Raw genomic sequence first — 15,479 nt, 5'->3', positions numbered from 1 at the left:
AAAATGAAAATTGTATCTTTGAATGGCGTACCATATGGAAGTACAGGAAAAATTGCAAAACAAATTAATCTTATTGCTGAAAGTAAGGGAAACCAGACTTTGCTTGTATTGGGATGGTCTAAGAAAAAACGAAAAAGTGATAGCGATCTGATAGCAACTAGTTTTTTTTCTAGATTATTTCATTTGTGTATTTCAAAATGCTTTGGACTAGATGGTTTTGGAGCTAAATATAGAACACAGAAGTTAGTAAAAAAACTTAAGAGTTTTAATCCTGATATAATGCAATTACACATGATGCATTCGGGTTTTTTGCATTTGCCAACATTATTTGAATATATAAAAAAAGAAAAAATACCAGTTGTTTGGACATTTCATGATTGCTGGGCTTTTACAGGTGGGTGTGCTCATTTTGAATCAGTTAAATGTGAAAAATGGAAGGATGGATGCAAGAATTGTCAGTTAGATTTGTCCATGAAAAGAAAAATATTTGATTCAGAAAAAATTACTTGGATAAAGAAAAGGAGAATGATAGAGGGTGTTGATATTACGGTGGTAACACCATCAAAATGGTTGGCTGAATACGCAAAGGTGTCTATGTTTAAAAATTCTTTTATTACAGTAATTAATAATGGGATTGATTTGAGTGTTTTTTATCCGAGATATTCACAGAAGCAAAGAGAAAATGGCATATACATTATATTAGGCGTTGCTTTAGGCTGGAGTTATGAGAAAGGTCTTGATGTTTTTGTAGAATTACGAAAACGACTCGCTGACAATTATAAAATTATTTTAGTAGGAACAGATAAAAACGTGGAAATGCAGCTACCTTCGGATATTCAATGCATTCGCAGAACTTCTAATCAAGATGAACTTGCAGAAATTTATTCTATGGCGGATGTTTTTGTCAATCCTACAAGAGAAGATAATTTTCCTACGGTTAATATAGAAGCACTGGCCTGTGGAACTCCAATAATTACTTTTAATACGGGAGGATCTCCTGAAATAATTGATGAAACATGTGGTGTAGTAGTGGAAAAAAATGACATTAATTCTTTGGAAAAAGAGATTATTATGTTTTGTAAAAATAGAACTTTTAGCAGTGAAAAGTGTGTTTCACGGGCAAAGCAATTTGCAGATATTAACTGCTATGAGAAATATGTTGAATTATATGAAAAAATAATAAAAGATAGGAATTAATAATATGTTGAAGATGAAAAACAAAATAGCACCGGTTGTATTATTTGTATATAATCGTCCAAAACATACATATCAAACACTAGAAAATTTATCGAAAGCAGTATGGGCTAAGGAAACCCATTTATTTATTTATAGCGATGCTCCAAGAGATAAAGAAGAATCAGGAAATGTGAATAAAGTACGTGAGATTATAAAGGAGTACGAAAAGGAAAATTCAAAATTTCTATCTGTTGATGTATGTTATGCGGAAAAAAATCAAGGACTTGCAACATCTATTATTCATGGAGTAACTGAAATTATAGAGAAATACGATAAAGTTATTGTTTTAGAAGATGATTTAATAGTATCAAAAGATTTTTTAGTTTATATGAACAATGCATTGGAGTTTTATGAAGATGATGCAAAAATTTGGTCGATTAGTGGATATTCTTTTCCCATGAGAGCCTTGAAAAAATATGAACATGATATTTATTATGCTGGACGAGGCTCAAGTTGGGGATGGGCTACATGGAAAGATAGATGGAGTACTGTAGATTGGGATGTTTCAGATTATGAATCAATAAAGTTTAATATTCGAAATAGAATTGATTGGGGGAAATGGGGACAAGATATGCCTTTTATGTTAGATGCGAATATTTATGGTTTAAATCATTCGTGGGCTATAAGATGGTGCTATACTCAGTGGAAACAGAAAAAATATACAGTATATCCTAAGATATCTAGAGTGGTAAATGGGGGTACGGATGGAAGTGGAACAAATTACAAAAAAAATATTAATAAATACAATACAGTATTGAATGATCAAAATAATATAGGATGTAACTTTGAATATCTTAATGAGAATCAGCGAATTCGTCGAGAATTTCGCAAACGATATATGAATCCAATTTCCGTTATTAAATGGCATTTTTGGTGGATGTTAAGAAAACGAGGGATTATATCTATAACTAGAATTAAAAGGTGAGGTTATAATGAAAGTAGGAGTAATTGGGCATTTTATGTTCGAAGGTGATCAATGTAACGGGCAAGCAATAAAAACCCTTAATTATTATAAAGAATTACAAAAACATTATAAAAATACAGTACAATATTTAGATACTTTAAATGTAAAGCAGAGATTAATGTATAATTCTTGGGTTTTACTGAAAATGAGTTTTACTTGTCAATCTATTATCTTTATGCCAACGAAAGCGTTATTGTATAGAGGAGCTGTTATTTTAAATTATTTAAAAAAAATATTTAAATTTAAGTTGATTTATGTTGTTATTGGAGGATGGTTATCTGAAGAAGTAAATAATAATTCAAAATTAAAAAAAGAATTAAATAAATTTGATGCTATATTAGTTGAAACAAAATCAATGCAAAATGTTTTGAAAGGACAGGGAGTAAAAAGTATATATTATTCTCCGAATTTTTCAACAAAAGTTGAGCCAATTAATTTAGAGAAAGATAATATCAATATGTTTCCATTAAGATATTGTACATTTTCTAGAGTGACTAAAACCAAGGGGATTCTTGATGCAATTAAAGCAATTCATTTAGTTAATAAACGTGCTGGGGAGAAGATTTGTACATTGGATATTTATGGACCAATTGATGAGGCGTTTAAAGATGAATTTTGGTCAGTTGTAAAAAAATATAGTGAAGTTTCATATTGTGGAGTTTTGAATGACGAAAATACAATAGAGGTATTAGCTAGTTATTACGCAATGCTATTTCCGACACAATATGCTGGAGAAGGTTTTCCGGGAGCTGTTGTGGAAGCAATGATGGCAGGTACACCAGTGATTGCATCTGATTGGAAATATAATAGAGAAGTTGTTATTGATGGAGAAACAGGATATGTATATCCTGTGGGCGATGTAGAGTTATTAATAAAATCAATTGAAAATTTGAATGCAAATGCAAATATAGAGTACTTGATGAGTAAAAAAAGCAGAGAACTTTCAAGGCAATATTCAGCGGATCAAGTAATGCAAATATTATATCAAATTATTGAAGAACCAAAATTGTAAAAAGTGTTGTAATCTATTAGAACTGACATCCGTTTTTTGCCGTGAGTACAATTTTGTTATTGGAGTTTGATTGGTACGGTACTTGCCGTATAATAGATAAAATGAAGTATGTTAGGGGCATAATTCCTTTAGAGATAGAAAATTCATTATCATAGTGTTAGGATTGATAATAATAGGCACTTACAGACTTCAACAGATATAATTAGTTGGTTTGAAGTTAAGTTCCAGGTTAGAGACAGACTTTCAATGAAATCTCTATCATTGATTCGATAGGAAACAAAGTAGCTATTAACCTATAAATTTATTATATAAGGAGAAAATGAAAATGAAAATTGCAGTAGCAGGAACAGGATATGTAGGGCTATCTATAGCAACGCTGTTGTCTCAACATCATGAGGTAATGGCAGTAGATATCATTCCGGAGAAGGTAGAACTGATCAATCAGAGAAAATCTCCGATCCAGGATGAATATATTGAGAAATATCTGACAGAAAAAGATTTGAATTTAACAGCAACGCTGGATGCGGAAGCCGCGTACAAAGATGCGGATTTTGTTGTGATTGCAGCACCGACCAACTATGACAGCAAGAAGAATTTTTTTGACACTTCTGCAGTAGAGTCAGTAATCAAACTGGTGATCCAGTATAATCCAGAAGCAATCATGGTAATTAAATCAACGATTCCGGTTGGTTTTACTACATCTGTCCGTGAGAAATATCATTGCGACAATATTATTTTCAGTCCTGAATTCCTTCGTGAATCCAAGGCATTATATGATAATCTCTATCCATCACGTATCATTGTAGGTACAGACGTACAGAATGCAAGACTGGTAAATGCGGCAAATACTTTTGCAGCACTTCTGCAGGAGGGTGCGATTAAAGAGAACATTGATACTCTGATTATGGGATTTACAGAGGCAGAAGCAGTAAAACTTTTTGCAAATACATATCTGGCACTGAGAGTATCTTACTTTAATGAACTGGATACTTATGCAGAGATGAAAGGTCTGAATACACAGCAAATTATCAATGGAGTCTGCCTGGATCCACGTATTGGATCTCATTACAACAACCCATCTTTCGGATATGGTGGTTATTGTCTTCCGAAGGACACAAAACAGCTCCTTGCAAACTATGCAGATATTCCTCAGAATATGATGTCAGCGATCGTAGAATCAAACAGAACCAGAAAAGATTTTATTGCAGATAGAGTGTTACAGAAAGCTGGCTATTATGCGTATGGAGATGAAAATACTTATGATGCTTCTATGGAAAAAGAAGTTGTAGTTGGTGTTTATCGCCTTACCATGAAATCCAACTCCGATAATTTCCGTCAGTCTTCTATTCAGGGAGTTATGAAGAGAATTAAGGCAAAAGGTGCAACCGTGATCATCTATGAGCCAACTCTGGAAGATGGAAGTACATTTTTTGGAAGCAAAGTAGTAAATGATCTGGAAGCTTTCAAGGCACAGAGCCAGGCAATTATTGCAAATAGATATGCTAGTTGTTTGGATGATGTGAAGAACAAAGTATATACAAGAGATTTATACGGACGTGATTGATTAAAATATGAAAAACTAGCTAATTGGATAAATATTTTCCAATTAGTTATCATTTAGAATATGAGCAATGAAGAGGATTACCTATGAAAGTGTATTTTAGAGATGTCGGAAACTGGAGAGGACATCATTGGAGTTGTAAGAAGAAATACAGGATCTTTTGGGTAATCCTTTTGTTATTTATAATTTTTTCTGGTTATTATCTTCTTCCGGAGAAGTCAACAGATCATGATTTAGGATTTGCTTCATTGGAATTATCACAGAAAGAAAGTACAAAGGGGAATATTATCCGAATAGATTTTGTGAATAAAGATGGTGAAATTACATATGCAATTGATAGACGATATGCAACTTTACTGAGAACAAAGAATGAAGATGGACAGATAATACAAGATCAGTATTTAGATGAAAACGGGATGCCAACGAATTGCTATGGTTATTATAAGATTAAATATACTTATAATGGAAATAAAAAGATTATTATGTTTCAAGATTCAGATGGAAAACCAGCTAATCTTGAGTCAGGCTATTCAAGTATTATTCGTACGTTTAATAAAAATGGTCAAATAATACAAGACTTATATTTTGATTCAGAGATGAATGCAGTGCCAAGCGTTGGGGGATATTATGGAATATATCGAAAGTATAACAGTCAGGGACTAAATTATGAAAGCATTTATATAAATGCAGAGGGTTTTCCTATGACAAACACATCAGGTTATGCAAAAGAACAATATATATTTGATGAAAATAACTGTAAAATCAAACAATTTTATTTTGATGTAAATAGTAAACCGGTACAATCAATATTAGGGCAATATGGTGAGAAATATAAATATGATAATAATGGGCGTATCAGCCAGATTACATATCTAAATAAGGATGGAAAGCCTACAAGTACAAAGCTGGGTTATACAATTTTGAAAAGGAACTATTATAAAGATGGAGCTGTTAAAAGTGATAAGTACTTTGATCTAGAAGGAAAAACAGTTGCTTTATCAAAGGGACAATATGGTATAAAACATATTGGGATTGTAACACTTTATTTGAATAAAAACGGAAAGATTAAATGTTGTATTGATAATTTGTTAAATGGTTATCCGTTTATGACGGTAATAATTGGCTTTGTATTGAGCATGATAATTTGTTTTTTAACACAGAGATTACAGTCAGGTATGTTGATTTCATATATTATTTTTATAATATATGAAACTCTAATGTTTCGAGAACAAGGCAATATTAGAAGCAATTTAAAATTATTTTCATATGCACAAACTTTTTTAACCGATCAAAGAATACGTAAGGATGTGATTAATAATATTTGGCTTTTTGTTCCATTCGGAGCAGGTTTTTATGCAATTTTCAGGAAAAAGAGAGTCTGGATTGTTTCGTTGTTTTTATCGATACTAATAGAGTTGATACAATATTTTACAGGATTAGGAATTGCTGAACTGGATGATATATTTGGAAATACTTTTGGAGGTATTATTGGAGTATTGATAGCATATGGACTATTAAACAGGAGGCAAAAGGAAGATTTTACGGAAAGGGAGCGTATTGATTGAAGATTAAATCATTGGTTATCGATGGAATTGGTGGAATTCAGCATTTAGAGTTGTCGTTTATAGACGGTGTGAATGTAATCTGCGGTGCAAATGGGATTGGAAAGACAACGATACTGAATGTGATTGCGGATGCGTTTGGTGGAAATGAATCATCTAAATTGAAAAGAAATGCATTATGTAAGATTGGAGAATATAACATAGAGGTAGATGCTTTTCAAAATGGAAATTACAAAAGAAAATATAGGCATAATACAGTAGCAAAGTTTTTGCCGTATGAAGAAGAGTACAAAGGTGGGTTGAATGAGTATTCTGAAGACTTTTTTTATTTTGGCATAAACCGAAATATTGAATATACGAAACTTGATTCAATTACATCTGATTCTAAACGTAGTAGTTACCATACTGAAAGAATGGCTCTTATAGGGATTCAGGCGAATGATATAAAAAATTGGTTTATAAATCGATATCTTTTTGTAGATAAGGCAGGAAGTTTAACCGAAGCACAGATAGCAAATTACCATCTTGCTGTTAAATTGTTTAGCGTTTTAGATGATAAGATTAATTTCAAAACAGTGGTTGCCAAATCATTTGACATCATGTTGACAACGCCAAAAGGAGAAATTTTCTTCGAATATCTGTCGTCTGGATATAAGAGCTGTATATATATTATTATGGGAATGATCAAGGAAATAGAGTACAGAAACTCGGAAACTCCGATTTGTGCGGAAGATTTTGATGGTGTTGTTCTTATCGATGAAATTGAATTACATTTGCATCCGATCTGGCAGGCAGAACTTGTTAAGGCGTTAAAAATAATTTTCCCTAAAGCACAGTTTATTTTGACTACACACAGTCCAAGTGTTCTTCAGACACTGGAGAAAGAGGAAATTATTGCGTTGGCGTATGATGAAGACAGGAACACCTGTCTGAAAGAATTGAATTTAGGTAAATACGGTTTACAGGGCTGGACGTTGGAAGAAATAATGAAAAATATTATGGAGATGCCGGCAACCACTTCGAAGCTTTATCAGGATACTCTCAAAAAATTTGATCAGGCTATGGATATGGAAAACAGAGAAGAAATTCTTGAACAGTATGAACTGTTGAAGGAAATGCTGCATCCGGACAATCCATTGCGTAAATTGTTAGCTATTCAAGTTGCTGAATGGGAGGACTGATTTACGTGATAAAAGTAGAACGAATAGATAAGCCGAAAGAATTAACAGATGATATTCAGAGACAACTGACAGATGAATTCAAAAAAGATAAGAAAAAGCAGGTATGGAATAAAAGCTATATAAGAAGAGAACTCTTGAAAGAGTGCCATGGAAAATGTGTATATTGCGAATCCCTTATAGGTGAAGGACATAAAGAGATGCACATAGACCATTTTCATTATAAAGATAAATATAAAGATGAAGTTGTTTCATGGGAGAATCTGAATCCATCCTGTCCGCATTGTAATAAAAGTAAGTCTTCGCATGATACATATGCAGAACCCATTATTAATCCATTTGAACAAAACCCGCAGGATTATTTTTGTATAAAGCATTATCGTTATTATAGCAAAAATTCTGAAGTGGAAGAAATAGCCCGCAGAACGATAGGTGTTCTGGAATTAAATGATACGGAAAATGTCGTGATGCTTAGGTTTAAGGTAGGAGAAGCCTTAATACAGGAAATACAGGATATCTGTGAATTTGCAATCGAAAACAAAGATATCTTATGCAGTAAAACTGTGAAAAGAAACAGGGTTTTGCGGGGATGCAGAAATATTTTGAAAAAGGGCACAAGAGATGCGGAATATGCGGCTTTTATGTCATCAATAATAATGGGTGATTCATACTATAAGAAATTAAAAGAGTTATTGAAGGAATTAAATTTATGGGATGATGAATTGCAGGAATTAGACGAAGAAGTAGATAAGATAAAACTGCAGAGAAATGAAGATTAACTAAATGAAGGAGACAACATATGAAGAATTTGTATTCACTTTTTTTATCTCAGGCATATCAGGATTGTTGGGACGATTATAATCGTTCTCTGAGACTCAGAAACTTTCCGAAATGGGACTATGTGATTCTGACTGCATCTAATGAGCAGCAGGCAGAGGGATTTTGGAAGCAGATCGAGGAGCGTAAGGATTTTCTGCCAAAGGAGACAACCTTTGTTGCGATTCCGGATCGTGATGGAAAGCGTGTGGGATCTGGCGGAGCAACGCTGGAGGTATTGAAATATCTGCATGAGCAGGAAGAGACGTTTGATAATCTTCGTGTACTGGTCATCCATTCTGGTGGTGACAGCAAGCGAGTGCCGCAGTATTCTGCACTGGGTAAGCTTTTTTCACCGGTGCCGCATGCCCTGCCGAACGGACGTAATTCTACATTGTTTGATGAATTTATGATCTGCATGAGTTCTGTACCGTCACGTATCCGTGAGGGTATGGTGTTATTATCCGGAGATGTTCTGTTGCTGTTTAATCCGCTTCAGATTGATTATAATAATGTCGGAGCTGCTGCGATTTCTTTCAAGGAGCATGTGGAGACCGGCAAAAACCACGGAGTTTATTTGAATGGTGAGAATGGAAATGTAAAGTGCTGTCTGCAGAAAAAATCAGTAGAAGTACTGCGAGAAGTCGGGGCTGTGAATGAGTCTGACTGTGTGGATATTGATACAGGTGCTCTTATTTTCAGCACAGAGATGATGAAGTCATTATATTCTCTGATCGCAACGGAGGAAGACTATGACAGACATGTAAATGAGAAGACCAGACTTTCTCTGTATGCGGACTTTCTGTATCCGCTGGCAGAAGATTCTACTCTGGAAGCTTTTTATCAGGAGAAACCGGAGGGAGAATTTTGTCAGGAGTTAACGGAGGCAAGGGAGCGTGTATGGAAGGTATTGCGTCCATACAGAATGAAGCTGCTTCGTCTGGCACCGGCGAAATTTATCCATTTTGGTACGACCCGAGAGATTCTGGAACTGATGAGCGGCGGTGTGGACGAGTACCGTGAGCTTGGCTGGAGTCGTCTGATCGGAAGTAGTATTAAAGACAGTGACACTGCGGGATATAACAGTGTTCTGAGCAGCAGAGCGGATATCAGCAAAGACTGTTATCTGGAAGTTTCTTATGTGCATGGAGAGGCAAAAGTAGGAGAGCACTGTGTATTATCGTATATTGATATTCACGATGAAGTGATACCGGACAATGTTGTCATGCATGGTCTGAAACAGCGTGATGGAAAGTTTATTGTCCGTATCTTTGGCGTAAACGACAATCCGAAGGAAAACAGGCTGTTTGGCATGGATCTGGAGCAGATTGAAAAAGACCTGGACGTGAAGCTGTGGCTGGATGATTCTCATACATTATGGTCTGCTGCCCTGTATCCGGAGGCAGACACGATTGAAGAGGCGGTAAGTGCGACATTAAATCTGTATGCGATTGTGCATGGAGAAGAGCAGGCAGACCTTTCTGCATGGAAAGCTGCACCAAAGAAATCTCTCTGTTCCGGATTTAATGATGCGGATCCGGATGCGATCATTGCATGGAACAGGAGAATGGCAGATCTGGTGGCAATGGATGAGATTGCAAAAGCGATCAGAAACAAAGTACCGGCGGCAAAGCTGAGAAAGATGAAATCTCTGACAAAGATCCAGAAGGAATGGCTGGAACGGAGAATCAAAAAGGCTGATTTCAGTGAAAAGATGCGTCTTCATTATTATCTCGGAGTGATCCTGGACGATGAAGATGAAGTTCAGGAGTGTTTCCGCACGATTCAGTCAGAAGTCCTGGCTTCTACGATCAAAAACCTGTCTTACAATGAGAATGCCAGAATTGTTACAGAGAAGCACACGGTAAAACTTCCGCTTCGTGTCAACTGGGGAGGCGGCTGGAGTGACACACCTCCGTATTGTAATGAGAATGGTGGAACTGTATTAAATGTAGCGATTCTTCTGAATGGGCAGAAGCCGGTAGAAGTCACACTGGAAAAAATTTCAGAAAAGAAGATCGTTTTTGACAGCCGTGATATGGATGTCCATGGAGAATTTGATACCATCGAACCACTTCAGGCAACAGGTGATCCGTTTGATCCGTTTGCGCTGCAGAAAGCGTGTCTTCTCGCCTGCGGGATCATTCCGAAAGAAGGAAGCAGTCTGGAAGAGATTCTGGATCGACTTGGCGGTGGATTTGAAATGCATTCCGAAGTAACGAATGTTCCAAAAGGCTCGGGTCTTGGTACTTCATCGATTCTTTCCGCAGCCTGTGTAAAGGCAGTATTTGAGTTTATGGGAATCGCTTACACAGAAGAAGATCTTTATGCACATGTACTTGCAATGGAACAGATCATGTCCACCGGCGGTGGCTGGCAGGATCAGGTCGGAGGGATCACTCCGGGACTGAAATATATCACTTCCATGCCGGGAATTGACCAGAAGCTCAAAGTAACTCATGTGGAGATTCCGGAAGCTGCAAAGCAGGAGTTAAGTGACAGATTTGTTCTAATCTATACAGGTCAGAGAAGACTTGCCCGTAACCTGCTCCGTGATGTTGTCGGACGCTATGTCGGAAACGAGCCGGAGAGCCTTTTTGCCCTGGAAGAGATCCAGAAGACAGCAGCGCTGATGCGTTTTGAACTGGAACGTGGCAATGTAGACGGCTTCGCCAGCCTTTTGGATTACCACTGGGAACTGAGCAAAAAAGTCGATGCCGGAAGCAGCAACACACTGATCGAGCAGATCTTCAGCAGCATCGAAGAACTGATCGACGGAAAACTCGTCTGCGGCGCCGGCGGCGGTGGCTTCCTTCAGGTCATTCTGAAAAAAGGCGTAACCCGACAGCAGGTAGAAGAACGCTTGAACGAGGTGTTCATGGACAGCCTGGTTGGAGTAGCGGACTGCAGGCTTGTGTGGGAATGAGATTTTGATGAATCAAATTTCTTTTGAGAAAGTAATGAGCCTTTTTGGCTGGAAGTGAGGTGGATGATGAGCAATCAATATTCGATGAAGATATATCCGGCTGGCAGAGGACGTGAGGTTTATAGAAATATTGAAATCTGTGGCAGCAGCACATTAAATCAGTTATGTCAGGTTATCCTGGAGTCTTTTGATTTCATAGATGAGCATCTGTATGAGTTTTGCATGGATAACCGAATGTATAGTGAACATGCATATCAGTCAGATCCGGAAGGAGATGAACCCTCCGCAGATATAACTCTTGACGAAGTCGGACTTTGCAAAGGGCAGAAATTTGCACTTCATTATGATTTTGGGGATGATTGGATGTTCACGATTACGGTTTCAAAGATCAGTGAAGTTCAGGAGGATTTTGAGCCTTGCGTAATTAAGTCAAAAGGAACTATTCAACAGTACCCGGATTGGGATGAAGATGACTTTGACGAAGAATGATTCAGTATTTGTGTATAGAGGATTTTAAAAATTAAGTAAGATTTTTCCAGAACTGGCATTAAACTGAAAATATGTGAACTTCCAGTAATTTTTCCACCTAAAGAAAAAAGAACGAAATAAAATCATAAAAAATCCCGGCTTTCTGCGGTTTTCCATTGCAGATAGCCGGGAAATATAGTACAATTATTTTAGGTGGATAACCGCCTAAAAGGAGGGCGCTATGTATCTGGATTTTTTAGTGAAAGTACCAACCGTAAAAGGCAAGATCACACGGAGAAAAAAGTCAAATGTTGTATATATAGAGTATGAGTATGACCGGGTTTATGATCCATCCCGGAAGTATACTTTTCCCAAAAGAGTAACGATCGGAAAATTGTCAGATACGGATCAGGAACTCATGAAACCGAATCAAAATTTCCTGAAATATTTTCCTGATGCAGAGCTTCCGGAAAGCAAAAACAGGACTTCCAGAAGCAGCTGTCTCAGGGTAGGAACATATTTTGTACTGCGTAAGATCATAGAAGAATGCAGCTTGAACCATATCCTTGGAAAATATTTTGGATCACGTGATATGGGGCTGTTTTTAGATCTGGCTGTTTATTCGATCATAGCAGAAAACAATGCAGCGCAGTACTATCCGGATTATACATACAACCATCCACTTTTTACGGAAAAGATGAAACAATACAGCGATTCAACCGTATCAGATTTCCTGAATTCAGTAACAGATGATCAGAGTACAGGATTTCTGAATACATGGAATGAGTCACGGAATTACCGTGAAAAGATTTATATTTCCTATGATTCAACGAATAAAAACTGTCAGGCTGGAGATATAAAAATGGTCGAATTTGGGCATCCGAAAGTAGATATGGGAGAGCCGGTATTTAATTATGCAGTTGCGTATGATACTCATAATCAGGAACCATTGTTTTATGAAAAATATCCAGGAAGTCTGAATGATATCTCCCAGCTGCAGTTCATGTTGGATAAAGCATCCGGATATGGTTATAAGAAGATTGGATTCATTCTGGACAGGGGATATTTCAGCTGTGAGAACATACAATATATGGATAAATGTGGGTATAGTTTTGTTATCATGGTGAAAGGGATGTCTGCCCTTGTGAATGAACTGATCCTGGAAAATAAAGGAACATTCGAAAATAAGCGGGTGAACAATATCTATGAATATGGAGTTTACGGAAAGACAATGCGGCACAAACTGTATGCAAGTGATAAAAAAGAGCGCTATTTTCATTTGTATCATAGCATTTCCAAAGAAAGCGCAGAACGGATAGAGATTGAAAATCGGATCAACCAGATGACGCAGTATCTGAAAAAGTATCAGAATAAAGTAAAGGAATTCGGTCCTGGATTTGAGAAGTATTTTAACCTTCATTATGATGAAAAGAGCCAGGCTTTTATACTACCGGAAGAACGGTGCAGTGTGGTAGAAAGAGAACTGGATCTGGCAGGATATTTTTGTATCGTTACATCAGAAAAGATGAGTGCGAAGGAAGCAATCGAACTGTATAAGAGCAGGGATGTATCGGAGAAACTATTCCGCGGAGACAAATCATATCTTGGGAATAAGAGCATCCGGGTGTGTTCAGAAGAATCAGCAAGAGCGAAGATATTTGTTGAATTTGTAGCCATGATAGTGCGCTGCAAGATGTATATAAAACTAAAAGAAGGAATGAAAAAACTGGATAAGAAACTGAACTATATGACGGTACCGGCGGCAATAAAAGAGCTGGAAAAAATAGAAATGGTACGTCAGTTAGACAATATATACCGTCTGGATCATGCAGTAACAGCGAACCAGAAAGTAATATTGAAAGCCTTTGGACTGGATGCGAATAGTATAAAATACTTTGCATCAGAGCTGAGTAAGGAACTGAAAAAAGCAGAATAAGGAAGGAAAATAAAGATGGCAAGAACAAGGAAAACAAGTAGGGAAGCATTGGAAGAAAAGATTGAAAAAGCAGAGGCTGATGTGATCGCAGCGAAGAAAAAGTATGACCAGGCAACAGCAAATCTAAAAGAACTGTTAGACAAGCGGGACGCCATAAGAAAAGAAGAGATCCTGTCAGCGGTTGTAAAAAGTGGGCGGTCATATGAGGAGATTATGAACTTTTTAAATGCAGGACCAGATGGAGAAAAGACGGAAAAATAGAATTATTTTGAGTCACAGATATAGCGATACTCGATTTAGGCGGAAAAAAACTGGAAGTTCACAGTAAATCTGGCAGTTTTGGCAGACAGTGTGCTTCAACAAATTAATGAGAAAAAGTATGATACGGAACTGCGTAATGCAGGTGTTAATTCTATCATTAAAATCGGCATTGCGTTTCGAGGAAAGAATGCGGTAGTTAAACGAGGGTAGATGACATTACCTCTGAACAGCAACTATACATGCTTTACCAGAAAAATAAGTTGCTGATTAAGTATTACTTATAATATAATGAAATAAACTATAGCAAAGTACACTGGGAGGTGATAATATGCCGTTACTGAAAGAAAAAACCTATACCATAGATGATATATATGCTCTGCCAGAAGGTGAAAGAGCAGAACTGATTGATGGTCATATGTATATGATGGCTCCACCGAGCAGAAAACATCAGCGTATTTCAACAAGGCTTGTCAGTATTATTGACCGTTATATCGAAGAACATAAAGGAAAATGCCAGGTCTATGCGGCTCCATTTGCGGTTTATCTGGATGAAAGAAGTAATACTTATGTAGAACCAGATATTTCTGTGATTTGTGATTCTAATAAACTTGATGATAGCGGATGCAAAGGTGCGCCTGACTGGGTTATTGAAATTGTGTCACCTGCAAGTAAGCAGATGGATTATTATACAAAGCTATTTAAGTATAGAACAGCAGGTATTCGTGAATACTGGATTGTTGATCCATCTAAGAATCTGGTTGTAGTATACAACTTTGAATTAGGTGAGACAGAGCAGTATACCCTACAGGACTCTATTAAAGTAGGAATATATGATGAGCTTGTGATTGATTTTGGAAGTATAGAACTGTAGAAGGTGCGATTAACTTTCTGACCAAAATCCAAAAAGAATGGATGGAACGCCGGATCAAAAAGCAGATTTCAGCAAAAAGATGCGGCTTCATTCTTATCAGGGAGGATACTCTGCCAATGTATTTACTGGCGTTTAAAAGATGCCAGTAAAAAAATAGCACAGCACTTTAATAAAGTAAAGTGTAAAAGTATAATATATTATTTGAAAGAAGGCGAGATATAAAGAAAAAAGAATTTTTAATAATACTGCTAGAAAAATAGCAACATATGTCGAAAGAACGAAAGGGTAGTTTGTTATAACAAATCACAAAATGCTTAGAAAATATGGTAAAATTTATTAGGAAAGTACCAAATTCAAGGTAGACAATATAGAGTGTATCTGTTTGCTGTTATATGTGGAAATCAATTTTTGGCAGAACAGGCGAAAACGATAATTATGGAGGTTGAAAGGGAGAAAGTTTTTTTATGGGAAAAGTTATCTGAAATACAGGATTTGATCTGCTTGACAGGAAACTTATATGGTGCGGTTAATGAATATGAGGAAGTACTGGATTATGCTTTGCAAAGATTGAATAACTGCGCGCCGCATTCTCGTTACTTCCAGTGATGAGTTAGGCGCGCAAATTTTTTACATAAAAGGGAGTTTTATTGGACCTAAAAAGAGTTATAATAGAATAGGAAGGAACAAA

The 15,479-nt window shown here is 36.5% G+C and carries 14 protein-coding genes; all 14 read left to right on the top strand.

Going from position 1 to position 15,479, the window contains the following annotated elements:
• The first annotated feature begins 3 nt into the window (after positions 1–3).
• The 14 genes from DWX28_RS16390 (at position 4) to DWX28_RS16325 (ending at position 15,397) form a co-directional block, all read left to right on the top strand.
• Positions 4–1,197, top strand: a complete 1,194-nt coding sequence (locus DWX28_RS16390; protein WP_118253978.1) for a glycosyltransferase — start codon at positions 4–6, stop codon at positions 1,195–1,197.
• A gap of 4 nt (positions 1,198–1,201) precedes the next feature.
• Positions 1,202–2,161 carry a glycosyltransferase gene (locus DWX28_RS16385; RefSeq protein ID WP_118253975.1) on the top strand — a complete coding sequence of 320 codons (960 nt, stop codon included), beginning with the start codon at positions 1,202–1,204 and terminating at the stop codon, positions 2,159–2,161.
• A 7-nt stretch (positions 2,162–2,168) separates the two neighbouring features.
• Positions 2,169–3,212 carry a glycosyltransferase family 4 protein gene (locus tag DWX28_RS16380; RefSeq protein WP_118253973.1) on the top strand — a complete coding sequence of 348 codons (1,044 nt, stop codon included), beginning with the start codon at positions 2,169–2,171 and terminating at the stop codon, positions 3,210–3,212.
• Between the two features lie 325 nt (positions 3,213–3,537).
• A complete protein-coding gene (locus tag DWX28_RS16375) occupies positions 3,538–4,776 on the top strand; it encodes a nucleotide sugar dehydrogenase (RefSeq protein ID WP_118253971.1) in 1,239 nt (412 codons plus the stop codon).
• Between the two features lie 83 nt (positions 4,777–4,859).
• The gene (locus DWX28_RS16370) at positions 4,860–6,338 is read left to right on the top strand and encodes a VanZ family protein (protein WP_118253968.1); all 1,479 of its coding nucleotides are present in this window, start codon (positions 4,860–4,862) and stop codon (positions 6,336–6,338) included.
• Entirely contained in the window at positions 6,335–7,516 is a 1,182-nt protein-coding gene (locus DWX28_RS16365; RefSeq protein ID WP_118253965.1) for an AAA family ATPase, read from the top strand. Before DWX28_RS16370 ends, DWX28_RS16365 begins: the two co-directional genes overlap by 4 nt.
• Positions 7,517–7,521: 5 nt before the next feature.
• Complete coding sequence (locus DWX28_RS16360; protein ID WP_158565332.1) at positions 7,522–8,292, top strand: HNH endonuclease; 771 nt, start codon at positions 7,522–7,524, stop codon at positions 8,290–8,292.
• A gap of 20 nt (positions 8,293–8,312) precedes the next feature.
• Complete coding sequence (locus DWX28_RS16355; RefSeq protein WP_118253960.1) at positions 8,313–11,255, top strand: fucose pyrophosphorylase domain-containing protein; 2,943 nt, start codon at positions 8,313–8,315, stop codon at positions 11,253–11,255.
• Positions 11,256–11,318: 63 nt separating this feature from the next.
• Positions 11,319–11,744: a plasmid pRiA4b ORF-3 family protein gene (locus DWX28_RS16350; RefSeq protein WP_243002459.1), complete on the top strand. Its 426-nt coding sequence runs from the start codon at positions 11,319–11,321 to the stop codon at positions 11,742–11,744.
• 220 nt (positions 11,745–11,964) lie between these two features.
• Complete coding sequence (locus DWX28_RS16345) at positions 11,965–13,659, top strand: IS1634 family transposase (RefSeq protein ID WP_118253957.1); 1,695 nt, start codon at positions 11,965–11,967, stop codon at positions 13,657–13,659.
• Between the two features lie 15 nt (positions 13,660–13,674).
• Positions 13,675–13,920, top strand: a complete 246-nt coding sequence (locus DWX28_RS16340; RefSeq protein ID WP_022215285.1) for a hypothetical protein — start codon at positions 13,675–13,677, stop codon at positions 13,918–13,920.
• Positions 13,921–14,010: 90 nt separating this feature from the next.
• Positions 14,011–14,130 (top strand): PD-(D/E)XK nuclease domain-containing protein, encoded by a 120-nt coding sequence (locus tag DWX28_RS20640; protein WP_243002460.1) that lies wholly within the window; start codon positions 14,011–14,013, stop codon positions 14,128–14,130.
• Positions 14,131–14,248: 118 nt separating this feature from the next.
• Positions 14,249–14,791 (top strand): Uma2 family endonuclease, encoded by a 543-nt coding sequence (locus tag DWX28_RS16330; RefSeq protein ID WP_118253952.1) that lies wholly within the window; start codon positions 14,249–14,251, stop codon positions 14,789–14,791.
• Between the two features lie 408 nt (positions 14,792–15,199).
• The gene (locus DWX28_RS16325) at positions 15,200–15,397 is read left to right on the top strand and encodes a hypothetical protein (protein WP_118253949.1); all 198 of its coding nucleotides are present in this window, start codon (positions 15,200–15,202) and stop codon (positions 15,395–15,397) included.
• Positions 15,398–15,479 lie beyond the last annotated feature (82 nt).

It is taken from the genome of Blautia sp. AF19-10LB (assembly GCF_003461245.1).
GTDB classification, from domain to species: domain Bacteria; phylum Bacillota; class Clostridia; order Lachnospirales; family Lachnospiraceae; genus Blautia_A; species Blautia_A intestinihominis.
The sequence above is the reverse complement of the archived record's forward strand: the minus strand, read 5'-3'. Positions and strand labels throughout refer to the sequence as shown.

Coding starts and splice junctions, on each gene's coding strand:
- DWX28_RS16385 (WP_118253975.1), top strand. CDS start 1,202: ATGTTGAAGATGAAAAACAAAATAGCACCGGTTGTATTATTTGTATAT.
- DWX28_RS16345 (WP_118253957.1), top strand. CDS start 11,965: ATGTATCTGGATTTTTTAGTGAAAGTACCAACCGTAAAAGGCAAGATC.
- DWX28_RS16340 (WP_022215285.1), top strand. CDS start 13,675: ATGGCAAGAACAAGGAAAACAAGTAGGGAAGCATTGGAAGAAAAGATT.
- DWX28_RS16350 (WP_243002459.1), top strand. CDS start 11,319: ATGATGAGCAATCAATATTCGATGAAGATATATCCGGCTGGCAGAGGA.
- DWX28_RS16375 (WP_118253971.1), top strand. CDS start 3,538: ATGAAAATTGCAGTAGCAGGAACAGGATATGTAGGGCTATCTATAGCA.
- DWX28_RS16355 (WP_118253960.1), top strand. CDS start 8,313: ATGAAGAATTTGTATTCACTTTTTTTATCTCAGGCATATCAGGATTGT.
- DWX28_RS16390 (WP_118253978.1), top strand. CDS start 4: ATGAAAATTGTATCTTTGAATGGCGTACCATATGGAAGTACAGGAAAA.
- DWX28_RS16330 (WP_118253952.1), top strand. CDS start 14,249: ATGCCGTTACTGAAAGAAAAAACCTATACCATAGATGATATATATGCT.
- DWX28_RS16380 (WP_118253973.1), top strand. CDS start 2,169: ATGAAAGTAGGAGTAATTGGGCATTTTATGTTCGAAGGTGATCAATGT.
- DWX28_RS16370 (WP_118253968.1), top strand. CDS start 4,860: ATGAAAGTGTATTTTAGAGATGTCGGAAACTGGAGAGGACATCATTGG.